Origin of the sequence: Intrasporangium sp. (assembly GCF_039812505.1) — a bacterium.
In the GTDB taxonomy this organism is placed as follows: domain Bacteria; phylum Actinomycetota; class Actinomycetes; order Actinomycetales; family Dermatophilaceae; genus Intrasporangium_A.
The window spans coordinates 1-23,605 of the sequence record NZ_JBDIAQ010000050.1 but is presented as its reverse complement, the minus strand read 5'-3'; the positions used below and the strand labels follow the sequence as shown (position 1 = coordinate 23,605).

Annotated in this window: 14 protein-coding genes; 6 read left to right on the top strand and 8 right to left on the bottom strand. The window is 70.5% G+C overall.

All coding sequences use genetic code 11. From position 1 onward, the window contains the following. Positions 1-134: 134 nt before the first annotated feature. Positions 135-2,123, bottom strand: a complete 1,989-nt coding sequence (gene acs / locus WMI84_RS08685) for an acetate--CoA ligase (protein ID WP_347352233.1) — start codon at positions 2,121-2,123, stop codon at positions 135-137. A gap of 94 nt (positions 2,124-2,217) precedes the next feature. Then, complete coding sequence (locus WMI84_RS08680) at positions 2,218-2,892, bottom strand: acetate uptake transporter (protein WP_347352231.1); 675 nt, start codon at positions 2,890-2,892, stop codon at positions 2,218-2,220. A gap of 176 nt (positions 2,893-3,068) precedes the next feature. On the opposite strand from WMI84_RS08680, the gene WMI84_RS08675 reads away from it, so the two are divergent. The 3 genes from WMI84_RS08675 (at position 3,069) to WMI84_RS08665 (ending at position 5,237) form a co-directional block, all read left to right on the top strand. Continuing rightward, on the top strand, positions 3,069-3,863 hold the full coding sequence (locus tag WMI84_RS08675) for an NYN domain-containing protein (RefSeq protein WP_347352229.1): 795 nt from the start codon (positions 3,069-3,071) through the stop codon (positions 3,861-3,863). Between the two features lie 148 nt (positions 3,864-4,011). Then, positions 4,012-4,584: a hypothetical protein gene (locus WMI84_RS08670; protein ID WP_347352227.1), complete on the top strand. Its 573-nt coding sequence runs from the start codon at positions 4,012-4,014 to the stop codon at positions 4,582-4,584. 35 nt (positions 4,585-4,619) lie between these two features. Then, positions 4,620-5,237, top strand: coding sequence for an RES family NAD+ phosphorylase (locus tag WMI84_RS08665; RefSeq protein WP_347352226.1), 618 nt, complete (start codon positions 4,620-4,622; stop codon positions 5,235-5,237). A 106-nt stretch (positions 5,238-5,343) separates the two neighbouring features. On the opposite strand, the gene glpK is transcribed toward WMI84_RS08665, so the two are convergent. Continuing rightward, entirely contained in the window at positions 5,344-6,879 is a 1,536-nt protein-coding gene (glpK, locus tag WMI84_RS08660) for a glycerol kinase GlpK (RefSeq protein ID WP_347352224.1), read from the bottom strand. Between the two features lie 116 nt (positions 6,880-6,995). Between glpK and WMI84_RS08655 the strand changes: the two genes are divergently transcribed. Beyond that, positions 6,996-8,714, top strand: a complete 1,719-nt coding sequence (locus WMI84_RS08655; protein ID WP_347352222.1) for a glycerol-3-phosphate dehydrogenase/oxidase — start codon at positions 6,996-6,998, stop codon at positions 8,712-8,714. Between the two features lie 138 nt (positions 8,715-8,852). On the opposite strand, the gene WMI84_RS08650 is transcribed toward WMI84_RS08655, so the two are convergent. Beyond that, positions 8,853-11,381 carry a M14 family zinc carboxypeptidase gene (locus WMI84_RS08650; protein WP_347352220.1) on the bottom strand — a complete coding sequence of 843 codons (2,529 nt, stop codon included), beginning with the start codon at positions 11,379-11,381 and terminating at the stop codon, positions 8,853-8,855. Between the two features lie 443 nt (positions 11,382-11,824). Here WMI84_RS08650 and WMI84_RS08645 point away from each other — a divergent pair, with 443 nt between their 5' ends. Next, positions 11,825-13,234 (top strand): MFS transporter, encoded by a 1,410-nt coding sequence (locus tag WMI84_RS08645; RefSeq protein WP_347352218.1) that lies wholly within the window; start codon positions 11,825-11,827, stop codon positions 13,232-13,234. A gap of 85 nt (positions 13,235-13,319) precedes the next feature. On the opposite strand, the gene WMI84_RS08640 is transcribed toward WMI84_RS08645, so the two are convergent. After that, on the bottom strand, positions 13,320-14,174 hold the full coding sequence (locus tag WMI84_RS08640) for a DNA-formamidopyrimidine glycosylase family protein (protein WP_347352216.1): 855 nt from the start codon (positions 14,172-14,174) through the stop codon (positions 13,320-13,322). A 135-nt stretch (positions 14,175-14,309) separates the two neighbouring features. Next, complete coding sequence (locus WMI84_RS08635) at positions 14,310-19,370, bottom strand: DEAD/DEAH box helicase (RefSeq protein WP_347352214.1); 5,061 nt, start codon at positions 19,368-19,370, stop codon at positions 14,310-14,312. A gap of 140 nt (positions 19,371-19,510) precedes the next feature. Here WMI84_RS08635 and WMI84_RS08630 point away from each other — a divergent pair, with 140 nt between their 5' ends. Then, positions 19,511-20,377 carry a DNA adenine methylase gene (locus WMI84_RS08630; RefSeq protein WP_347352235.1) on the top strand — a complete coding sequence of 289 codons (867 nt, stop codon included), beginning with the start codon at positions 19,511-19,513 and terminating at the stop codon, positions 20,375-20,377. Here WMI84_RS08630 and WMI84_RS08625 read toward each other — a convergent pair. Together WMI84_RS08625 and WMI84_RS08620 are read right to left on the bottom strand one after the other, a co-directional pair. Then, positions 20,374-21,741, bottom strand: a complete 1,368-nt coding sequence (locus WMI84_RS08625) for a hypothetical protein (protein ID WP_347352212.1) — start codon at positions 21,739-21,741, stop codon at positions 20,374-20,376. The two genes, WMI84_RS08630 and WMI84_RS08625, sit on opposite strands and share 4 nt — an antisense overlap. Beyond that, a partial coding sequence (locus tag WMI84_RS08620) for a DUF87 domain-containing protein (RefSeq protein ID WP_347352210.1) occupies positions 21,741-23,605 on the bottom strand: 1,865 nt, incomplete at its 5' end. The genes WMI84_RS08625 and WMI84_RS08620, both read right to left, overlap by 1 nt.

The following is a 23,605-nucleotide window of genomic DNA, read 5'->3' as shown; positions in this document are numbered from 1 at the left end:
CGAGAGCTGCAGACGCCCGCCGACCCGGGACAGGACCCGCCAGGTGGCGCCGCTGTCCTCCCAGCGGCGCACCACCTGCAGCGCCGAGTCCGGGCCGGGCGCCGAGCCGCCGGGCGCCGGCTCCCCGCCGGGCATCAGGCACCCTTCGACGCGGCCACCGGGCCGGACTCGGCGGCCATCTTGTCGGCGATCATGTCGACCACGCTCGAGTCGGCCAGCGTGGTCACGTCGCCGAGCGTGCGGTGCTCGGCCACGTCGAGCAGCAACCGACGCATGATCTTGCCCGACCGGGTCTTGGGCAGCTCGGGTGTCAGCAGGATCTGCCGCGGCCGGGCCAGCTTGCCGATCCGGTCGGCCACGACCTGGCGCAGCTCGGCGACCAAGGCCACACCGGCATCGCCCTCGGTGTCCACACCGGACTTGATCGTCACGAAGGCGACGATGCCCTGCCCGGTGGTCGGGTCGCTCGCGCCGACGACGGCAGCCTCGGCCACGTGGGTGTCCGAGACGAGCGCGTGCTCGACCTCGGTGGTGGAGATCCGGTGCCCGGAGACGTTCATCACGTCATCGACCCGGCCGAGCACCCAGATGTCGCCGTCGTCGTCCTTCTTGGCGCCGTCGCCGCTGAAGTAGACGCCGGGGAAGCGGTCCCAGTAGGTGCGCTGGTAGCGTTCCGGGTCGCCCCACACCCCGCGCAGCATCGAGGGCCACGGCTCGGTGACGACGAGGAACCCGCCCTCGCCCGGGCCGGCCGGGGTGCCGTCGTTGCGCACGACGTCGGCCGAGATCCCCGGGAACGGGGTCATCGCGGCGCCCGGCTTGGTCGAGGTGATCCCGGGCAGCGGGGTGATCAGGATGCAGCCGTTCTCGGTCTGCCACCAGGTGTCGACGATGGCGCAGCGGCCGCCGCCGATGTTCTCGTGGTACCAGACCCACGCCTCCGGGTTGATCGGCTCGCCGACCGACCCGAGCAGGCGCAGGCTGGTGAGGTCGTGGTCCTTGGGGTACTGCTCACCCCACTTCATCAGCGTGCGGATCGTGGTCGGCGCGGTGTAGAGCGTGGTGACCTTGTAGTCCTCGACGATCCGCCACCAGCGGTCCTTGCCGCCGGCGTCTGGCGCGCCCTCGTAGAGCATCGAGGTGACCCCGTTGGCCAGCGGCCCGTAGACGATGTACGAGTGCCCGGTGACCCAGCCGATGTCGGCGGCGGTCCAGAAGACGTCGGTCTCCGGCTTCATGTCGAAGATGTACTTGCACGTCGAGTAGCACTGCGTCAGGTAGCCGCCGGTGGTGTGCAGCACGCCCTTCGGCTTCCCGGTCGTGCCGGAGGTGTACATGATGTACAGCGGGTGCTCCGAGTCGTGCGGCTCGGCCGTGTGCTGCGTGCTCTGCCGGTCGACCAGCTCGTGCCACCAGACGTCCCGGCCGGGCGTCCAGTCGACCTCCTGTCCGGAGCGGCGAACGACGAGCACGTTGCGCACGCCGGGGCAGCTCTTCAGGGCCTCGTCGACGGCGGGCTTGAGCGGGTTGACGACGCCCTTGCGCCAGCTGCCGTCGGCGGTGACGACGACGTGGGCGTCGCAGTCCAGGATGCGGGTGGACAGCGCCTCGGACGAGTAGCCGGCGAACACGACCATGTGCGGGGCGCCGAGCCGCGCGCAGGCGAGCATGGTGACGACGGTCTCCGGGATCATCGGCATGTAGATCGCGACGCGGTCGCCCTTCTTGACGCCGAGCTCGACGAGCGCGTTGGTGGCCTGGCAGACCAGGTCCTGCAGTTGCGTGTAGGTGATGTCGCGGGTGTCGCCCTCGGGCTCGCCGACCCAGTGGTAGGCGACCCGGTCGCCGTGCCCGGCCTCGACCCAGCGGTCCACGCAGTTGACGGCGACGTTGAGCTGCCCGCCGACGAACCACCTGGCGTAGGGCAGCTCCCACTGCAGGACGGTGTCCCACGGTCTGGCCCAGGTCAGGCCGCGGGCCTCGTCGGCCCAGTAGCCCAGCCGGTCGGCCTTCGCCTTCTCGTAGATGTCGGGCTGCGCGTTGGCGTGCGCGCTCAGCTCGGGTGGTGGGGCGAACCGCCGGGTCTCGTGGAGCAGCACGTCCAGTTCGGGGCTGATGGTCATGAGCGAAACTTCCTTTGTCTGTATGAATCCGAGAGCTCACCCGCGGGTATGCCGCTGAGCGGGCCCAGCGGCATACCCGCGTCGGGTGGGTGGCTCACTCGAGCGGGCCGAGCGGCAGCAGGGTCTTCTTGAAGGTGGAGTTGAGCACGATCGCGAAGGACGTGTACCACGCGATGACCGCGGTGACGATGCCGAGCCAGCCGCCGACCTTGTTGACGACCTCGATCCCGCCCCACGCGCCGATGACGAGCGCGACGTAGGTCAGGAACAGGAAGACGAAGACCAGCAGCACGGCCATGTTGGTGCGGAAGGCCGCGATCATCATGTAGCCGGTGAAGATCGCCCAGGCGAGCAGGAAGAGCCCGGTCGCGGCGTTGGCCTCGCCGACCTTGGCCAGGCCGCCGGCGACGAAGTCGACGTAGAAGAAGAACGAGAGCCAGAACGCGCCGTACGACGAGAAGGCGACCGCGCCGAAGACGTTGCCCCGACGGAACTCCCACATGCCGGCGAACAGCTGGGCGATGCCGCCGTAGAACAGGGCCAGCCCGAGCACCACCGGGGTGGCGGCCGACTGGATGAGCCCGGCATTGACGACGCTGAGCACGAAGGTCGTCATGGCGAAGGCGGCCAGCCCGAGCGCGGCCGGGTCGGCGATGCTCGAGGCCGCGGTGGGTGTCGGCTGTGTGGCCGGCGCGGGCGGCGCGACCCCGTTGCCGGCGACCGGACTGGTGGTCTCGCCGGCGTGGTGGATGACGTTTGTTCCGGACATGATCTCGGCCCCTCCAACAGGCCGTGCCGGGCGACTGGGGTGGCATCCTCGTCACGGCGACCTGGCGGACATGTCATCGTCGGCGCACCTTGCGCAGCCCGACAGATGCATCGTACGTCGATACATTCGGCCCGTCACGACCCCCGCCGGCCCGCCCCGTACGGCAGAGTGGGGCCATGCCGAGCGCACCGTGGACCGACACGAGCAACGCCCATCTGGCCGTGCTCATCGATGCCGACAACGCCGACCCGTCGATAGTCGAGGGCCTGCTGGCCGAGGTGAGCCGGTTCGGAGTGGCCAGCGTCAAACGCATCTACGGGGACTGGACCCGGCCGAACCTCGGCAAGTGGAAGGAGACGCTGCTGGCCTACTCGATCCAGCCGATCCAGCAGTTCGCCTACACCTCCGGCAAGAACGCGACGGACAGCGCGATGATCATCGACGCGATGGACCTGCTCTACACCGACACGTTCGACGGGTTCTGCCTGGTCTCAAGTGACAGCGACTTCACCCGGCTCGCCGCCCGGATCCGCGAGGGCGGCAAGCGGGTCGTCGGCTTCGGCGAGGAGAAGACCCCGCGCCCGTTCGTGATCGCCTGCGACCAGTTCATCTACACCGAGATCTTCAAGGACAAGGGCGCCGACGTGGCGACCCCGGGCCGCAAGAAGCAGACGGGCGCCCAGCTGCGCAAGGACGCCCAGCTCGTCGGGCTCTTCCGGGCCGCCATCGACGCCGCGTCCGACGACGACGGGCGCGCCCCGCTCAGCCTGGTCGGCGGCATCATCCAGAAGCAGGCCCCCGACTTCGACTCGCGCAACTACGGCTACGCGAAGCTGAGCGACCTCGCCGAGGCGGTCGGGCTGTTCACGGTGGCCCGGGACGGCGGCACGGTGATGGTGTCGGACCAGACGCCGAAGGGCTCGGCCGGCTCCGGCAAGTCGGCCCGGAAGACGGAGCGGTCGACGGGATAGGCAAGGGCACCATGCCCGCTCAGCGGGCGGCCACCTCGCCGGCCGAACGTCCCGCCCCTCGTGCGTCCCGATGAACGCCACCGTCCCAAGGCGCAACCAGGCGCAACCACGATACGATGTGAGGGACTGCTGGAAGGTTCTGAGCACGATGACCCATACAATCGCCGACGTCTTCGACGAGTACGACCTAGACCTCACCGAGGCCGACTTCGCTCATGAGCTGGCCCGATCCCTGCGACAGGACCCGGCCCCCCGGATGGTGTCGGAGCAGATGCTCCGTGACCTGCAGGAGTCCGGGGGCCTGGAGCATCCTGAGCAGCTGGCCCGCTGGCAGGAACGCGACGACCGCGGGCTGCGGATGGCCGTGCACTCGACGATGCTGGCCGACCTGCTCGATGCCACGGTCTCGGCGTCGCAAGCCGCACAGTACCTGGGGATCAGCCGCTCTCGGCTGTCGCACAAGCGCAGGTCCGTGCCACTGCTGTCGTCGATGGTCGGTCGTCACCGTCGGTACTACCGGTGGCAGTTCGCCGGCGGCACGGTCGTTCCAGGGTTGGGTATCATCACCGAACGCCTCACCGGTGAGGAGCACCCGCTCGATGTCGCGGCCCTGATGGCGACGCCCGCGGAGGAGCTCGGTGGGCGCATCCCCGTCGACTACCTGGTCTCGGGCGGCAACCCGGTCAAGGTGGCGCGCATCCTCGAGGAGCTCACCTTCTGACCAGTCCCAAGAACCCCTCCACCCCGACGGCGCCCGTGACCGTCACCGACGGGGACATCCGGCCCACGACCGAGCTTCTGTGGCGGATCCACAAGACCTCCGGACCGCACCCATCTCGCTGGGACGAATACCGGACCCACGGTCCCCTCACGAAGATGCGATGGGATCCCCACCCGCTGCCGGTCGGGCTCCACGCCGACTGCGGCGTCATCTACGCGTCGACCGACCTGCGGACCGCGGTCGCGGAGGTCTTCCAGTCCACGAAGCGCATCGATCCGTACACCGGCGACCCACACGTCACGACGTTCGTTCCCCGGGTCCCGCTGCGCCTGCTCGAGCTGTACTCCGACGACGCGGCGTGGCTGCTGCGTCACGACGCCTCCCATTCCTTGATGCACGGCCCCAGATCCACCTGTCGGAACTGGGCTCGCGCGATCCTCGAGGCATACCGGATCGACGGCCTGTGGGTGCAGTCGACCATGACCGGGCGAGCAACGACCGTCCTGTTCAGTCCCTCCGCGACGAAGCTACCCGCCCGGCCACGCGCCACCGCCCCACTGACGGCGAGCACCGTGCTCAAGGCCCTGGACGACATCGCCACATCCTTCGGGCGGGGATGGCGCTTCGCGGCCCCCGGCTTCCGGGGTCGCTGAGACCGTGCGGGACCTGACCCTAGACGGCGCCGCCCCGCACCTCGACCTGTCGATCGGCGCCCGGGCCTGCGAGCGCGGACCTTGAGCCAGGCCGGCGTGGGGCCGCTCAGCGCGTGTCGGCGTCGACCCAGTCGAGGGTCCGGGCGACCGCCTTGCCCCACTGCCGGTAGAGCCGGTCCCGCTCCACCGGGTCCATGGCGGGCGCCCATCGCCGGTCCTCGCCCCAGTTGGCGGCCACCTCGCCGGGACCGGCCCAGTACCCCACCGCCAGCCCGGCGGCGTACGCAGCGCCCAGCGCGGTCGTCTCGGCGACCTTCGGGCGCACCACATCGACTCCGAGCAGGTCGGCCTGGAACTGCATGAGCATGTCATTGGCGACCATCCCGCCGTCCACCTTCAGCTCGGTGAGCGGGACCCCCGAGTCGGCGTTCATCGCGTCGAGGACCTCGCGGGTCTGGAACGCCGTGGCCTCCAGGGCGGCCCGCGCGATGTGCCCCTTGTTGACGAACCGGGTCAGCCCGACGAGCGCGCCGCGGGCGTCCGGACGCCAGTGCGGGGCGAACAGGCCGGAGAAGGCCGGCACGAAGTAGGCCCCGCCGTTGTCCGGCACCGTCGCGGCCAGGGTCTCGACCTCGGCGGCGTCGCGGATCAGGCCGAGGTTGTCGCGCAGCCACTGCACCAGCGAGCCGGTGACCGCGATCGAGCCCTCCAGGGCGTACACCGGCGCGGCGGCGCCGAGCCGGTAGCAGACGGTCGTGAGCAGCCCGTGCCTCGAGGGCACGATCTCGGCGCCGGTGTTCAGCAGCATGAAGTTGCCGGTGCCGTAGGTGTTCTTGGCGGTCCCCGGCTCGAGGCAGGCCTGGCCGAAGGTGGCGGCCTGCTGGTCGCCCAGGATGCCCGCCACCGGCACGCCGGCGAGGATGCCGGGGTGGATCGTGCCGTAGACCTCGGCGGACGACCGGATCTCGGGCAGCATCCGGGGCGGGATGCCGAGCTCGGCGGCGATCGGCTCGTCCCAGGCCAGGGTGCGCAGGTCCATCAGCAGCGTACGCGAGGCGTTCGTGACGTCGGTGACGTGCAGACCGCGCTCGGCCCCGCCGGTGAGGTTCCACAGCAGCCAGGTGTCGATCGTCCCGGCGAGCAGCTCGCCGGCCTCGGCGCGGGCGTGCGCCCCGTCGACGTGGTCGAGGATCCACCGGATCTTCGGCCCGGCGAAGTAGGTGGCCAGCGGCAGGCCGGTCGTGGCCGCGAACCGGCGGGGTCCCTGCTCGCCCGCGAGGTCGTCGCAGATCGCCTGGGTGCGGGTGTCCTGCCAGACGATCGCGTTGTGGACCGGTCGGCCGGTGGCCCGCTCCCACACCACGGTCGTCTCGCGCTGGTTGGTGATGCCGACCGCGGCGACGTCCCCGGCGCTGAGGTTGGCCCGGCCGAGGGCGCCGCCGAGCACCGCCCTGGTGTTCTGCCAGATCTCGAGCGGGTCGTGCTCGACCCAACCGGGCCGCGGGAAGAGCTGCCGGTGCTCGCGCTGCTCGGCGGCCACGACAGCGCCGCGGTGGTCGAAGACCATGGCCCGCGTGCTGGTCGTGCCCTGGTCGATCGCCACGACGTAGGTGCCCGTTTCGGTATGACGCTGAGCCGGCATGGCTGGAACGGTACCGGGACGCGCGTGTCGCCGGAGCGGACGGGGACGCGGCCAGGCACTGCGCGGGCGCGCCGGACGGGGTGAGCGGTATACCGGCTCATGCATAGGCTGGCGACATGACCCGACCCGTCGCGCTCAGCCCCGACCAACGCGCCACCGCGTGGCAACGGCTCGGGTCGCAGCCACACGACGTGCTGGTCATCGGTGGCGGCGTGACGGGCGCAGGGACGGCGCTCGACGCCGCGACGCGCGGGCTGTCGGTGGCGCTGGTCGAGCAGCGGGACTTCGCGTCGGGCACCTCCTCGCGGTCCTCGAAGCTGTTCCACGGCGGGCTGCGCTACCTCGAGCAGATGAACTTCGACCTGGTCCGCGAGGCGCTGCGCGAGCGCGAGCTGATGTTGACCCGGATCGCCCCGCACCTCGTGCGACCCATCCCATTCCTCTACCCGCTGACCGGCCGCGGCTGGGAGCGCCCTTACGTGACAGCCGGGCTCACGCTCTACGACACGATCGGGGGGGCCCGCTCGACCCCCCGGCACCGGCAGCTGACCCGGACCGGGGCGCTGCGCCACGCCCCCGCGTTGCGCAGGGAGGCGCTCACCGGGGGGCTGCTCTACTACGACGCGCAGGCCGACGACGCCCGGCACACCCTGACGACCGTCCGGACCGCGGCGGCGTACGGCGCCACGGTCCTCAGCTCGGCGCGTGTCGTCGCGTTGCAGCACGCGGGCGAGCGGATCACCGGCGCCGTCGTCGAGGACGTCGAGACCGGCGAGCGGGTCGCGGTCGACGCCTCCGTGGTCATCAACTGCACCGGGGTGTGGACCGACACCGTCCAGGCCATGGCCGGAGGACGGGGCCGGTTCTCGGTGCGGGCCAGCAAGGGCATCCACATCGTCGTGCCGCGCGACCGGATCGACTCGCAGACCGGCCTGATCCTGCGGACGGAGAAGTCCGTCCTGTTCGTCATCCCGTGGGGGACCCACTGGATCATCGGCACCACCGACACCGACTGGGAGCTCGACCTCGCCCACCCGGCGGCGACCCGCGCCGACATCGACTACCTGCTCGACCGGCTGGCCACCGTGCTGCGCGAACCGGTCACCCATGCCGACATCGAGGGCGTCTACGCCGGGCTGCGACCGTTGCTCGCCGGGGAGGACGAGGACACCACCGAGCTGTCCCGGGAGCACGCGGTGGCGCGCCCGCAACCGGGCCTCGTCTCGGTCGCGGGCGGGAAGTACACGACCTACCGGGTCATGGCCGCCGACGCCGTCGACGCCGCGCGGGCGGACCTGGGGGCCGACGTGCCCGACAGTGTCACCGAGGACATCCCGCTGGTCGGCGCCGAGGGGTACCCCGCGCTGCTCAACCGGGTCGAGCGGATCGCCGAGGCGCGTCGGCTGCCGGTGTGGCGGGTCACCCACCTGGTCGAGCGCTACGGCACGCTCGTCGACGAGGTGCTGGCCCTGGCCGACGGCGACCCGGCGCTGCTGGGCGGGCTGCCCGGCGCCGAGCAGTACCTGCTGGCCGAGATCGCGTACGGCGCCAGCCACGAGGGCGCGCTGCACCTGGACGACCTGTTGACCCGGCGCACCCGGGTCTCGATCGAGTCGCCGAGCCGGGGGGTCGACTCCGCCGCGCCGGCGGCGCACGTCGTCGCGCCGATCCTGGCGTGGGACGAGGCGCGGGTCGCGAGCGAGGTGGCCGCCTACCTGGCGCGGGTCGCCGCCGAGCGCGAGTCGCAGGAGGAGCTGGAGGACTCCGAGGCGAATGCCGAACGGCTGGCCGCACCGGACATCCGGCGGATCCCGCCGAGCGTGGCGCCGGCCTGAGCTGGGGCGGTCCGGCTACCGCGCGGTGCAGGTCGGGTCGGACAGGGTTGGGCCCGAGCAGGGCTGCGGCCGGCCCCGGGCGTCGGGTCCCGGGGCCGGCCGGCGTGCAGGACCTGCGTCGTCGCAGGCTGGGGCGGGCTACTGCATGGACCGCTGCAGCTGGGCCGGGTTCAGGCTCGCTGCGGCGCCGTTGTAGATGGCGTTGGTGACCACCGTCCAGGTGGCACGGGGCCAGGTCCGGAACGTGATGTGCCCGCCGGCGACGGTGACGTGCCCCTTGCCGACGTCGAAGCTGGCCACGTTGGTGGCTCCCTTCAGCGCCGAGTCGCCGCGCGCGTACCCGCTGACGAGCAGTCCGTCGGTGTCGGGGTAGGCGGCGGCGACCTGGGCGGTCCCGGTGAGCCGGTAGGCCGGGTCGTTGTTGTACCACACCGGCCACTCGGCGGGCATGCCCCAGGCCGCGGGGGCCTGCCTGTTGAACCGCTGCTTCAACAGCGCCCCGGGGATGGTGAAGGTGCTGCGGTCCGTCGGGGTGACGTTCTGCAACGGCAGGTCCAGCGCGGTGCGCGCCGTCTCGGAGGCCGAACCGAGGGCTACCAGGTTGCCGCCGTCCTTGACGAACTGCGCCAGCTTCGCCGGGGCGTCGGGGACTCCGCGGGCCCAGTGGAACCGGTCGGGGTACCGGGCCGGGTCCAGCCCCTGGGTGAGGGTCCGGGTGGAGACGCCGGGAGCCAGCACGATGGTGTCGTACTTCTTGGCCAGGCCGTCGTAGTCGTCGGCCCCGACGACCTGGTAGTCGACGCCGTACTGCTCGAACATCCACATCAGCCAGCCGCCGGGCATGTTGTTGGCACCGCGGACCAGGCCGACGCGGGTGGTCTGCTTCAGCTTGAGCGCCTTGACCTTGGGGATCCGCGCGACCGTGTACACGGGCAGCCCGGTCTCGGCGCTGGCCGTGCGCAGCACCCGACGCACCTCGGGAGTCGCCGGGACGAGGACCGCGCCGGGGGGCAGGGTGCGGCCGAGCACCGCCAACCGGGCCTTGGCCCGGAAGGTCGGCACGTTGGCGTCCTCCAGGACGGTGATGACCTTGCCGAGGCCGTAGGAGGTGGGGCTGAGCACGTATGCCCCTCGACGGCCGGGATCGCGAGGGAACTCGGGTGCGACCGGCTCGATGCCGCTCACCTGCCGGGTGCCCACGGTCAGCTCATCCTTGATCGCGTCCACGTCCACGCCGAGCAGCAGGCCGAGGTTGTCGGTCGTCTCGCTGTAGGGCAGGATCAGCGGGCAGGTGTCGCACTTGCGGGCCGAGTCGGGGTACTCGTCGATCCGCAGGAGCTGGTCGATCCACCGGCCCATCGGCTGGTCGGTCCGCAGGATCCAGGATCCCCGGGGGTAGCGCGTGCTCCCGGCGGTGAACGCCGCTGTGCTCTGCTCGATCCGGGCCTTGCCGAAGTCGAGCACGCGCAGCAGGTCGTACATCGCGTAGGGGTCGCGCTGGTTGCCGGAGATGACGTAGGCGTACGGTCCGCCGGCCCACGTCTCGCTGTGGCTGTTGACCAGGTAGGTGTTGTTGTAGAGCCACTGCTGCGGGTTGCCGGCCACCGTCTCAAGGCCGGAGAACAGTGCCGTCTTGGCGTAGTCGACGGTCTGCTTGAGGGTCCAGCTCTTCTGGTCGTACGGCAGCGGGGAGCGCATCGTGGCAACCGACGGGTTCAGCACCTGGTCCGAGGTGAAGGTGTAGGCCAGGTCCTTGACCGCGGCCACCTCGGTGAGCCAGGTGCTGGTGCCCTGGAAGGTGGAGTACCCCATGACGTCGGCGTTCCACATGATGCCGTAGGCGTCGTCGGTCTTGGCCCCGGTCTTGCCGGCGGCGGCCAGGTCGCGGTTGGCGGCCTGGCCGATGCTGTTGGACGAGGCGATGATGAGCGGGTCCAGGGTCGGCGACATCGGCTCGTCCCAGGGCGGGGACCAGATTCTCGGGCTGTTCGTGCCGGCCCAGTGCATGTAATGCTGCACCACTGGCCGGTACTTCTGCTCCAGCCCCACGCGGATCTTGGTCTCCTTCTGGGTGAACATGAACCAGTCGCGATTGTCGTCGTGTCCGACGTACTTCTGGTACAGGTCCGGGAAGACCCGCGCGAAGTCCGTTCCGGCGGTCTCGTTGAAGTAGTCGATCACCTTGTTGTGGCCGTCCGGGTTCTGCGAGGGCACGATCAGGATGAGCATCTTGTCGAGGATGTTCTGGATCGGCGCGGACCGGTCGGTCGCGAAGCGGTAGGCGACGTCCATCAGGGCCTGGGTGTTGCCCACCTCGGTCGAGTGGATCCCGGCCTCGATGTAGTACACCGGCACGCTCGTCGCCGCGAGGTTGCGGGCGTACTCGTCGCGGGACTGGCCGGCCCGGTCGGCCTCCCGTTGCATCTGCGCGGGGTCGGCCAGGCGCCGGTTCACGTCCAGGATGTGGTCCAGCCGGCTCAGGTTCACCGGTGAGCTGACCCGCAGGACCGGGAAGTCCTCACCCTCGGTGGTCTTGCCGACGACCTCGTACTCGAGGTTCGGCGAGCCGTCGGCCAGCAGCGAGAGGTACTGCTTGATGGGGCCGAACGCGGCCAGCTTTCCTTCTGCTCCCATCTCGAAACCGAAGAACTGTTTCGGGGTCGGCACCGAGGATGCCTTCAGTGGTTGTACGACAGGGCTGTTCTGCGGTAGGGCCCTGCTGTCGTTGACCGCGCCGAGCCCCGTGAGGCTCATGGCGGCGGCAATGGTGACGGCTCCGGTTCTGCGCCATTCCACTGGCACACCACCTTCTGTTCGGGGAGCGCACAAGGATTGCGGGCTCCGAGATGTGCGGGACCGTAGCAGCGCGATTGCGACCGGGTCAACGAAGGGTCGGTGGCCCTGGAAACCCATCGGAAATCACGAAAAGGACGGCTCGCACCACCCATTTCCCAAGCGGATTCCGATAGGGTGCGCGGGGCCGGAGCTGGCGCGTGGGGTACCCACGTGACGTCCGCCTGGCTCCGCATACTTTCGGGCCACGGTCCGGTTGTCGGTGGGCCGGCCGACGCGCGCGCTCCGGCACTCGCCCCGCTGGGTAGCGTGACCGGGTGACCACCCGCGACCAGGACCGAGCGGGGGCGCGCGGGTCGCGTGCGCCCGGCCCGCTGTCGGCGCCGTACCGCTTGGTCACGGTCGCCGTCATCGCGCTCATCACGATCATCGCGTTCGAGGCGATGGCGATCTCCACCGCGATGCCCGTCGTCGCCGCCGACCTGCACGCCGTCAAGTCGTACGGCCTGGCCTTCTCGATCATGCTGACCGCCGAGCTGCTCGGGACCGTGCTGTCCGGGCTGTGGTGCGACCGTCGGGGGCCGTACCAGGTGCTCTTCGTGGGGCAGCTGCTGTTCGCGCTCGGGTGTGTCGTCGCGGGTCTCGCCGGGTCGTTCGCGGTGCTGCTCGTCGGCCGGGCGGTGGCGGGCCTCGGGGCCGGGCTCAACGTCGTGGCCCTGTACGTGGTCACCGGGCGGGTCTACCCGGCAGCGGTGCGCCCGCGGGTCTTCAGCTGGACCTCGGCGGCGTGGGTGCTGCCCTCACTGGTCGGCCCGCCGATCGCGGGATGGCTCACCACGACGTTCTCGTGGCGCTGGGTGTTCCTCGTCGTCCTCGTCCCGGTCACCGCGACCTTCGTCATCGTGGTGCAGCAACGCTCGGCCCTCGACGGGGCGGTCCTCCGGGAGACGACGGCCCCGGCTGACCTGGCGGCCGAACGCCGGGTCGCTTGGCTGGGGCTGGCCATCGCGGTCGCCGCCGGGCTGTTCCAGGTCGGTGCCGAGCGGCTCGTCCCGTTCAGCCCGGTAGCACTCGGCGCGACCTTGGTCGGACTCGTCGGCGTCGTCGCGGTCTACCCACGCCTCGCGCCCCGCGGGACCCTGCGGATCTGGCGCGGTCTGCCCGCGACGATGTTGAGCCGGTTGCTGCTCAGCGGGACCTTCAACGGGGCGGTGGCCTTCGTGCCGCTCATGCTCGTGGCCGAGCGCGGCCTCTCTCCGACGCTCGCCGGGGCGGTGCTCACGATCGGGGCGCTCGGCTGGTCGGCCGGCTCCTGGGTGCAGGGCAACCAGACTCTGGCCGACCGCAAGACCGAGCTGGTGACCGCCGGTGGCGCCTGCCTGGCCGGCGGCATCGCCCTGATGGCCGTCGTGGCGGCCGCGGGCCTGCACTGGCTGGTGCTCGCGGCGGGTTCGGTCCTGATGGGCCTGGCCATGGGGATCGCGACGTCGTCGACCTCGGTCCTGACGCTTGCGCTCAGCCCCGTCGAGGAGCACGGCCGGGCCAGCTCGTCGCTCAACCTCTCGGACGTGCTCGGAGCGGTCCTCGGCATCTCGCTGTCGGGTGCGGTCTTCGCAGGCCTGCACGATCCGCACGGCTCGGACGTGCACGTCTTCGCTCTCATGTGGGCGGTGCTGGCCGTGATCGCAGCGATCGCGATCGTGTCCGGCCGTCGGACCAGGGTGTGAACCGTCGTCCCGGTGCCCTCTCGACCCGGGCGCAAGCGCCCGCTCCACCGGGTGCCCACCCGGTCAGGGCAAGGGTGCCGACCCCTCAGGACCCGTGGGAGCCGAGCGGCCCCTGCCTGCGGCCGTCGTCCGTCGGGCCGAGCCCACCCTGACAGCCGGGGCAGTAGCAGATCAGCCGGTCGAGCCGGCCCACGCCGAGCGGTGCCACCCGGACCGTCGTGCCGCACCGCCGGCACGCTCGCCCACTACGCCCGTAGACGCGCATCGACTCACCCCGGCGCTGCGACCCGGTCGACGACGGCACCACATGCCGGCGCGACCTGTCGAGCAGGTCGTGCGCCCGAAGCACGACACACGCCAGGACGTCCTGCTCGATCCCTGAAGCGTCCGCCCACGGGCTCATCCGCTCGGCGAACAGTGTCTCGGCCGTCCAGATCGTGCCGAGCCCGGCCAGGTTGCGCTGGTCGAGCAGCGCCGCGGCCACCGGGACCCGGCTGGTCTGCAGGTTGGCGACGCACCGCGCTGCCGCCGCCGCGTCCCAGTCCGGGCCGAGCAGGTCAGGGCCGAGATGCCCGATCAGCTCCGACTCGCGGGCCGTCGACACCAGGTCGAGCTCGCCGAGCCGCAGGCCGAGCGCGGTCCAGTCGGCGGTCGCGACCAGGGCTCGCAGCTCGGGCGAGCGGAGCCATCCCGGTTTCAGGGTGGCGGTCGCCTCGATCCGCCATGCGCCCTCCATGCGCAGGTGCGAGTGGAGCGTCAGCCCGCCCTGCATGCGATGCAGCAGGTGCTTGCCCCGGCTCACGACCTCGAGCGTGACCCGGCCGCGCAGGTCTGCCGTGGACAGGCCGGGCCAGCGCAGGTCGGCGGTGACGACCGGAGCCCCGGCCAGCGCGGCATGCAGCCGCTGCGCGGTCCGCCACACGGTGTCACCCTCGGGCATTGCCCCTCCTTCGGGCCGGCGGGCCGCGCCTTCCGGCCCCCGGTGCGTCCAGTCTCGCGCTCCCAGGTGCGACCACGCCCCGAGGAAGCAGGCATGCGCCCACCCCGTGCCCGCCCGAGCCGCCGGCCCCGAGGCTCAGCGACGCAGCCGCAGCCCGCGCGGCGTCATGTGGAAGCCCGCCTGCGAAAGCGCCTGCACGAGAGGGTGGTCCGAGCGCAACAGCGGCGTGCCGTCGGCCTTCTCGACGGTGAGCCGCCCCAGCGCGCCCTCGCGCACCGACAGCGCCAGCGCGTCGGCCGCCGCCTGCAGCTCGGCCGGGTCGTCGGACCAGCAGAGCATCGTGCGCCCGCCCCGCTCGACGTAGAGGACGAGCGCGCCGTCGACGAGCACGACCAGCGCCCCGGCCTTGCGCGCCGGCTGGTGCCCCTTGCGCCGGCCCCCCTCGTCGGCCGGGTCGGCCGGGTCGGCCGTCGGGCGCTCGGGCCAGGGCAGTGCCGCACCGTACGGGTTCGCGGGGTCGTGCGCGGCCAGCACCAGCGCAGGGCCGGGCCCGTCCCGTATGCCGCCCACCCCGGCGCCGACCGCACGCCCCGCCCAGGGGTCGGCCAGGTCCGCCACAGCGCTCCCGACGGGAGGCCCTGCCCGGGGACCGGTCGGGCCGGCCGCAGCGTCGATGGCAGGACCCGCGCCCGGCCGCGGGTCGTCCGGCAGCCGGGCCAGGGACCGCAGCCGGTCGACGGCGCCCGGCACCGCGAACTGGGACGCCCCCAGGGACTCGACGAAGTAGCCCCGCCGGACCTTGCCGGCCTCCTCGGCGGCGGCCAGCACCCGGTATATCGCGGCGAACCCGCCGGGCACCTCCTCGGCCGTGACCGCGCCTCGGGTCAGCACGCCGTAGCGGTCGAGCAGCAGCTCGGCGTCGGTGACGGCGCGCAGGGTCGGCTCGGTCTCGGATGCGGGCAGCGCCGACCACCGTCCGACCCCGGTCGGGGGAACCGAGCGCGCAGCGTCCCGGCCGGCCCGCAGGCTCGCCGCCCGCGCCCGCCGCTGCGCGCCCTGGACGTCCACGTCTCCCGCAGCCTCGACAGCCGCGTCCTCGACGGACCGCCCCCCCGGACCGCCGGCACCACCGGCACCCACCGCCCCCGACCCACCAGGGGTGCCCCAGCCCGCCCGCAACGAACCGAACCGGCCGAGCGAGCGGCGTCCGGCGGCATACCGGGTGGTGCGCGGGGTGGGAACCCGCTTGTGGGCGGTGCGGCCACCGGCCAGCAGCGCGCGCAGCGGCGCGATCGTGTCGCCGGTGACGTGCCCGGACCAGACGAGCGACCAGAGCGCCTCGAGCACCTGCCCGTCGTCCAGCCCGAGCCGCTCGGCCAGCGCCGGGAAGAACCAGGCCCCGCCACCGGACAGCTGGGCGAGCACCGCGCGCTCCGGCTCGGTCGGCTCCCGGTCGTCGGGCGGCGGCAGGGTCAGGTGGGCCGTCTCGGCCAGGTGCAGGCTGACCCAGCCGTCGTCGCCGGGCAGCGAGCCGTGCCCGCGCCAGCTGACCTCACCCGCGCTGGTCAGCTCGTCGAGCAGGCCGGGGTGATAGCCGGCGACCCGGGCCGGCAGCACGAGCGTCTCGAGGGCGCTGGCCGGCAGCACCGCGCCGGTGAGCTGCTCGACGGCGCGCAGCAGGCCCTCGCGGCCGCGCAGCCCGCCGCCGACGCCCTGCCACCGGGGCAGGAAGCGGGCCAGGTCGCGCTGGGTGACCGGCTCGACCTCGTGCCGCAGCGCCGCCAGGGAACGGCGGCGCAGCAGCCGCAGCACCTCGGCGTCGCAGAACTCCGGCCCGCGGCCACCGCCGTTCTCGACCGGGAGCAGCTCGCCCTCGACGACGCGCCCCACGGAGACGAGCCGGCGCAGGGCGTCGTGGACCACGGCCGGCCCGACCCCCAACCACCGCGCGGCCGTGATCGCGGTGAACGGCCCGTGGGTGCGGGCGAACCGCGCGACGAGGTCGCCCAACGGGTCGGTGACCGGCTCGAGAAAGGCGTACGGGATGCCGACCGGCAGCGCGGTGCCGAGCGCGTCGCGCAGCCGCCCGGCGTCCTCGACCGCCGCCCAGCGCTCCTCACCGGCGACCCGCACCGCGATGATGCGGCGGGCCGCCTCCAGCGAACGCAGCGCCGCCCCCACCGCGGCGGTCTCGAAGCCGTCCGCGACCCTGGCGATGACGTCGGTCGACGCCAGGGGACCGAGCACCCGCAGCAGGTCGGCGAGGTCCTCGTCGTCACGCGCGGCACGCTCCCGCGTGAGCCGCTGCAGCTCGGCCTCGGTGCGGGCGATCGCCTGCGGGTCGAGCAGGTCGCGCAGCGCGAGCGCCTCGCCCTGACCGAGCAGCTCGGACAGCAGGGACGGGTCGAGGGCCAGGGCAGCGGCCCGGCGCTCCGCGAGCGGCGAGTCGCCCTCGTAGAGGTACTGGGCGACATACCCGAAGACGAGCGACTTCGCGAAGGGGCTCGGCTCGGCCGACTCGACGTCGACGACCGTGACTGCGCGAGAACGGATCTCGCCCATGAGCGCAACCAGGCCCGGCACGTCGAAGACGTTCTGGAGGCACTCGCGGACGGTCTCGAGGACGATCGGGAACGACGGGTACTGGCTGGCCACCTGCAGCAGCTGCGCCGCACGCTGTCGCTGTTGCCAGAGCGGCTGGCGGCGGTCGGGCCGGCGGCGCGGCAGGAGCAGGGACCGGGCCGCGCACTCGCGGAACCGCGCTGCGAACAAAGCCGATCCGCCGATCTCGGCCGTGACGAGCTCCTGGACGTCCTCCGGGTCGAGGGTGACCAGCTCGACGAGCTGGCGACCGACCGCCGTCGCGGACCGTCGGCGCCCCCCGACGCCCCCGTCAGCGTCGTCCGAGAGCACGTCGTCGTCGAGCTCGAGGTCGGGCAGCCGGAAGACGATGCCGTCGTCGCCGTGCATCGCCTGCACGTCGACGCCGAACCGCTCGCGCATCCGCGCCGCGACGCACAACGCCCACGGGGCGTGCACCTGGCTGCCGAACGGCGAGAGCACCGCGACCCGCCAGTCGCCGATCTCGTCGCGGAACCGCTCGACGACGATCGTCCGGTCGTCCGGAACGTGCCGGGTCGCGGTGCGCTGCTCGGCGAGGTAGGCGAGCAGGTTGTCGGCCGCCCACTCGTCCAGGCCCGCAGTCGCGACGCGCTCGCGTGCTGCCTCGCCCCCGAGACCGGCGACCTCACGCACGAACTCGCCCACCGCGCGGCCGAGCTCGGCCGGCCGCCCCGCGGCGTCGCCCTTCCAGAACGGCAGCCGCCCCGGCTGACCCGGTGCCGGGGTGACGAGGACCCGGTCGTGGGTGATGTCCTCGATCCGCCAGCTCGAGGTGCCGAGGGTGAAGACGTCGCCGACCCGCGACTCGTAGACCATCTCCTCGTCGAGCTCGCCGACCCGGCGACCCGGTCCCTCCCCCGAGGCGAGGAAGACGGCGTACAGGCCCCGGTCGGGGATCGTGCCGCCACTGGTCACCGCGAGCCGCTGCGCCCCGCGACGCCCGGTGACGGTGCCGGCGATCCGGTCCCAGACGATGCGCGGGCGCAGCTCGGCGAACTCGTCGCTCGGGTACCGGCCAGCGAGCATGTCGAGGGTGGCCTCGAGCACGGACCGCGGCAGGCCGGCGAAGCTCGCCGACCGCCGCACGAGTGTCTCGATCCCCTCGACGGTCCACTCGTCGAGCGCGCACATGGCCACCACCTGCTGGGCCAGCACGTCGAGCGGGTTGGCCGGCACGTGCAATGCCTCGATGCCGCCGGCCCGCATCCGCTCCACGACCACCGCCGTCTGCACCAGGTCGCCGCGAAACTTCGGGAACAGCACGCCCCGGCTTACCGCGCCGACCTGGTGGCCTGCCCGGCCGACCCGCTGCAGGCCGCTGGCCACCGACGGCGGGCTCTCGACCTGGATGACCAGGTCGACCGCGCCCATGTCGATGCCGAGCTCGAGGCTGCTCGTCGCGACCACTGCGGGCAGTCGGCCGGCCTTTAGGTCGTCCTCGATCGCGGCCCGCGCCTCCTTGCTGACCGACCCGTGGTGAGCCCGGGCGAGCACGCCCGGCGCGCCGCGGCTGGCTCCCGACTGCGCCATGACCTGCGCCGGTGGCCCCGATACGGTATGCCGCTCAGCCCGCCCCGTGCGGAGGTCGCCTCCCGCGCCCGCCGGCTGGGCGGCATACTCCTGCTGGCGCTGGTCCCAGATCTCGTTGAGCCGGGCGGTCAGCCGCTCGGCGAGACGGCGGGAGTTGGCGAACACCAGCGTGGAGCGGTGCGCCGCGACCAGGTCGACGATGCGCTCCTCGACGTGCGGCCAGATGCTCGCCCGAGGTAGCGGACCGGTGGCCGGCCCCGACAGGTCGGGCATCCCGGGCTCGATCTCCACCACCGCCGAGCCGAGCTCGGCCAGGTCGGGGACGGGCACGACGACGCGCAGGTCCCAGGCCTTGAGCGACTCCGGCTGGACGATCTCGACCGGCCGCCCACCGGCGAGGAAACGGGCGACCTCCTCGACCGGCCGGACCGTCGCCGACAGGCCGACCCGCTGGGCGGGCTGGCGCAGCAGGGCATCGAGCCGTTCGAGCGAGAGTGCAAGGTGCGCCCCGCGCTTGGTGGCGGCCACGGCGTGGATCTCGTCGACGATGACGGTCTCGACCCCGCGGAGGGCCTCGCGGACCGACGAGGTGAGCATGAGGAAGAGCGACTCCGGCGTGGTGATGAGGATGTCGCTGGGCGCCCGCGCAAAGGCCCGGCGCTCGGTGGCAGGCGTGTCCCCGGAGCGCACCGCCACGGCGATGTCCGGGACCGGCAGCCCGAGCCGGGTCGCGGCGTGGCCGATGCCGACGAGCGGGCCGCGCAGGTTGCGCTCGACGTCGACCCCGAGCGCCTTCATCGGCGAGATGTAGAGCACCCGGCACCGCGCCGTCCGGTCGTCGGGCACCGGCTCGCGCGCCATCCGGTCGATGGCCCACAGGAAGGCCGCCAAAGTCTTGCCCGAGCCGGTCGGCGCGACCACGAGACAGTGCCGGCCCGTGGAGATCGCCTCCCAGGCCCCGGCCTGGGCGGGCGTGGGCGCGGGGAAGCTGCCCCGGAACCACGCCTGCGTGGCCTCGGAGAACCGGCTCAGGACCTCACCCATTGCTCCAGCCTGCCACCCGGTGCCGACACTGCCGGCCGCCGTGGTCCGCCGAGCGGTGGATCGAATACGGACCGTCGGGGCTACTGGATAGGGTGTGGCAGCACGTCTTGGGCACGGCGACGGAAGAGGTGAGGCGCGTGATGGGTGTCGTCGCACGCAGACGCTCAAGTCCGAGCCCGCTTCGCTACCCGGGTGGAAAGGCATCTCTCGCCGGGTTCTTCGAGTCCGCCATCGCCGCACTCGGGCTGGACAGGCCGACCTACGTCGAGCCCTACGCCGGTGGTGCAGGCGCGGGGCTCGATCTCCTGTATCGAGACGCGGTCAGCCGGGTCGTCATCAATGACTTGGACAAGTCGATCTACTCCATGTGGATCTCGATGCTCAACGAGACGGACGCGTTCCTCCAGCGATTGGAGACGACACCCCTCACCGTCGACGAGTGGAAGCGCCAACGCGAGGTATACCGGGCGCGGGAGGACCCAACCATCGACACGCTCGACCTCGGCTTCGCCACCTTCTACCTCAATCGGACGAACCGTTCCGGTGTTCTGCGAGGCGGTATCATTGGGGGATTGAGCCAATCCGGGGCCTACAAGATGGATGCTCGCTTCAATCGTCAGACGCTACGGGCAAGGATCGAGACCCTGGCCGAGCACCGCTCCAAGGTGTCCGTGACTCACCAGGACGGTGTTGCGCGGCTACGCCATTGGCTGCCGAAGCCGAACGTCTTCGCGTACGTCGACCCGCCCTACTACGCGAAGGGCAGCCTTCTCTACCTCAACTCATTCAATGACGATCAGCACGTAAGACTGGCGACTTTCCTAAACGAACGTGCGGAAACGAACTGGGTACTGACCTATGACATGGCACAGGATATCGAAGCCATGTACGCAGATCGCATGATCCTTGAATTTGACTTGCACTACTCAGCTCATCGCCGCGAGATGGCGCGCGAGTTGATGATCCTTTCCGACACGGCAGCAAAGGCGCTCGAGCAGCAGCACTAGGGCTGCTTGATGCCCAAACGGTGGGCCGCGACAAGCCGAAGCACATCGGTGCCAACGCCGATCGGAAACGCAGCCTTACCATGGGCGACCGCGACGGGGATGATCCCGTCGACGTACATCGACGAGCCGGTGCGATCGATGACGTCCAGAATTGCCGGAAGCGTTGGGTAGTCCTTCGGATCGGGCTTACCGCCGTTGGAATCGTAAGGAGCCCCCGATTCGGGCATGACGGTAGGCACCACGACCCGTCCGTCGAGCGCACGATAAATGAACTTTCGACCCCAGTAGGTCTCCTTGCCGTACGCTCGGGCGTTGCTCGCATTGGTTACCCTGCTGAGAACCTCTTCGTCACAAACCATGAGCTGACCAGGCTCCAACACGTCATGTCGCGCCAGCTGTCGCGCGAAATCGACCATGGCACCGGTCTTCTCAAGTCCACAGACGTACGGCGCTAGGCCGGGAGTTTCCGCGCCCATGGACTGGAAGTACTCGAGCGCGCGCCCTCGCAGTTTCGCAGGCGGCCCGTAAACCGCCAGAGGTCCATCGACGATGAAGAGTGTAGCCGATAGGAGTTCATGGCGCGACTGCTCCCACAGGAGTGTCGCGAGCCCGACCAGTACCAAGAGCTCGACCACGGACATAAGGCGTCCAAGCGCTGACTGATTGGTCCCCTCCTCGCCTACCTCCTCGTGAATCCGGAGTGCGTCCGTCGGAAACAGCCACACGTCACAGGCTCCACAGTTACGCCCGACGGGAGGTACGGGCACGTCCTTGTTGCAGTCGGGCGTCGGACAGTTGACGGGAACTGTTTTCGCCGGCGAGCCTGGCCGCCCATGTATACGGAAAAGCAGATCCAGCAGTGACTGGTCGAGTCGGTTGACCTCGATCTTCTTTGTCCGGAACAAATGATCGATCGACTCGCGCCATGAGGTCGTGATATCCACTCCCTCTCGCGTGTACGCACCCGCTACAGGTAGGTCAAGAGTCACGAGAGCCGTGTTCATGGCGCGTTCGATCTCATACGGATCGACGAACCGCTCGGCACGTTGGGTCTCCATGATGGTTAGGTCAACAAAAGCAGCCGCCGTCTGTGCGAACCCGTACAGGACAGACGGCAGCCCGTCGCGGATGCGCTCGACGACGTAGGAGCCGTCGATAGCGAGAGCAGCCATGAGCCGGACGTCCTTGTCCGGAAACACGAAGTCGGCGCGGCGTCGCACCTTCCTTCGGAGGTCTTCGGCGTCTCGCAGTGCCTCGGCCGGGACGTGGAACGTTCGCGAATCGGCGAGTGCCCGGACGGCCGCAGTCGAGTGAGCCAACCGCGAGGCAATCTCGTAGGAACCTGAGATGGTTTCGTAGGGCATCAGGACGACTCCGACGGAGCGAGCGGCGGGTCACCCGCGGAGGCACGCGCCTGGTTGACAAGCTCGACATCATAGCGGTCGATCTGGACCGGCACGATGTAGGGCGACGAAAGGGTCTTGAGCCGTACGTAGCCCCGATCCTCGGCGGCGATGATCGCATCCTTGAACGATCGGAAGTCATAGAACTTGGCGAGTTCGTTGACCTCAGTAGTGTTGTTCAGGTGAGCGACCACCCAGTTAGCGGTGTTCGCCTTGACCTGGTGCGCGACACCCGACACTTCCTGGGTGGCGTAAGTCATGCCGAGGTTGAGCTTGCTCGCCTCCTTTGCGAGCTTGACCCAGACGTCGAGGTCGTCCTTGTACCGCTCGGAAGCGAAGAGGTTGTGCGCCTCTTCGAGCATGACCTGGATACGCGGCGGCTCCTTGCCGGAGGTGAACACCTCGGTCTGCTTGGCGAGGAGGCGACGAGTAATGTCCTCGCTGAGGGCCTTCGTGACGGCCTCGGCGCCGACATGCAGGTCGACAATGACGATGCGACCGTCGACGAGCTCGTCGTAGATCTCGAGTGCCGGGTCCTTCTGGGTGAGCGGGCTGTGGAAAGGGCGTAGCGGGTTGAGGTTACGCCAGCCTCGAACCCTACGGCCACCACTCTGCGTGGTGAAAATGGGCTCGACGCTCTTCCACCGCACGTCCTTGGTGAAGTCCGCGGCGTCCTGGCTGCCCCCGCTCCGCAACTCGATGATCGTGTCGACAACCGCTTCCAGGTCATCACCACCGATCGTTACGAAGTTCGCAGTCTGGCCCGCCTGCGTGAATGGCCTTCGACGGAGCTTCGATATAATCTCTGCCTGAAGAGCGCTCTTCACGTTGGTTCTTACACGGAAGTTGCTCGGGACATCGAAACCAGCCCGCATCAGCGCGCCATAGAGCACCATCCGCGCTCTCTGGGCATGCGTGCTCGCTGATCGGTCACCAGGCACGTCAGCGTAGGAGGTTCCAGCGAAATCCTTGATGTATCCAGAACCGTCGCCACCGAGCGCTTCAGAAATGAGGCCCTGAACGGCATCGATCTGATTCTCGGAGTAGAAGTTGATGTTCAACGGCTTCACGTGCGCCTGAGAACCGTCCGCGCCGAACTTGTAGATGCTGACGTGTCTTGCGCCGATCGCCGCGATGTGTGTGCCGTCCTGTGTGTTGGCGTTGGCATACTCACCCTGCGGATCGAAGATCAACTGCCCGATCGGGCCCTTCCCTTGCCCGCCTTCCTCGTGCTCTCTTCGTTGACGTTCGGATATCACGAAGGTGCGGGCGATGATAGTCTTCGCCGTGTTCGACTTACCCATGCGCGTCATGCCGAGCAAAGCCGTCTTGTTGCCGATAAAGTCGTGGATGTTGACTTCCACTGCCGCGTCTGCCTGGTTGGAGGTCTTGGCACGACGTCGCGTCGCGGAATACCGAACGGCGCCGATCCGGACCCGCTCCTGTTCGCGGCCCGTCGGCTTGAGGTAAGAAGCAACGGTCGACAGGCCCTCGCCGACGGGCTTGAGCACGCGATACGTCGACGTGGCATAGAAGTTGTCGACGTCAGCCCCGAATTCAAGCACCTTGCGCCCGTCAACGTCGTCCTCGTAGAACGTACCGAGCACCCGGCAGCGTAGACCCGTGAAGGACACCCGGTTGCGGGTGAAGGGATCAAGCTCCACGTCGAGCACAGATGAAGGCGCGGGATCGACGTTGCGGGACAGGGCCGCACGTAACGACTCCTCCCGGACGGCGTGCAAGTCGGTCTCCATGGAGAGGGGTGATGTCCCCTCGACGCGGAGCAGCAGCACCTCGTCGTCATCCACTTGAGGGGTGTTGATGT

Bases quoted from the DNA above. Each gene is read 5' to 3' on its own strand.
- WMI84_RS08680 (WP_347352231.1), bottom strand. From the start codon at position 2,892: ATGTCCGGAACAAACGTCATCCACCACGCCGGCGAGACCACCAGTCCG.
- WMI84_RS08655 (WP_347352222.1), top strand. From the start codon at position 6,996: ATGACCCGACCCGTCGCGCTCAGCCCCGACCAACGCGCCACCGCGTGG.
- acs (WP_347352233.1), bottom strand. From the start codon at position 2,123: ATGACCATCAGCCCCGAACTGGACGTGCTGCTCCACGAGACCCGGCGG.
- WMI84_RS08675 (WP_347352229.1), top strand. From the start codon at position 3,069: ATGCCGAGCGCACCGTGGACCGACACGAGCAACGCCCATCTGGCCGTG.
- WMI84_RS08625 (WP_347352212.1), bottom strand. From the start codon at position 21,741: ATGCCCTACGAAACCATCTCAGGTTCCTACGAGATTGCCTCGCGGTTG.
- WMI84_RS08635 (WP_347352214.1), bottom strand. From the start codon at position 19,370: ATGGGTGAGGTCCTGAGCCGGTTCTCCGAGGCCACGCAGGCGTGGTTC.
- WMI84_RS08640 (WP_347352216.1), bottom strand. From the start codon at position 14,174: ATGCCCGAGGGTGACACCGTGTGGCGGACCGCGCAGCGGCTGCATGCC.
- WMI84_RS08630 (WP_347352235.1), top strand. From the start codon at position 19,511: ATGGGTGTCGTCGCACGCAGACGCTCAAGTCCGAGCCCGCTTCGCTAC.
- glpK (WP_347352224.1), bottom strand. From the start codon at position 6,879: ATGCCGGCTCAGCGTCATACCGAAACGGGCACCTACGTCGTGGCGATC.
- WMI84_RS08670 (WP_347352227.1), top strand. From the start codon at position 4,012: ATGACCCATACAATCGCCGACGTCTTCGACGAGTACGACCTAGACCTC.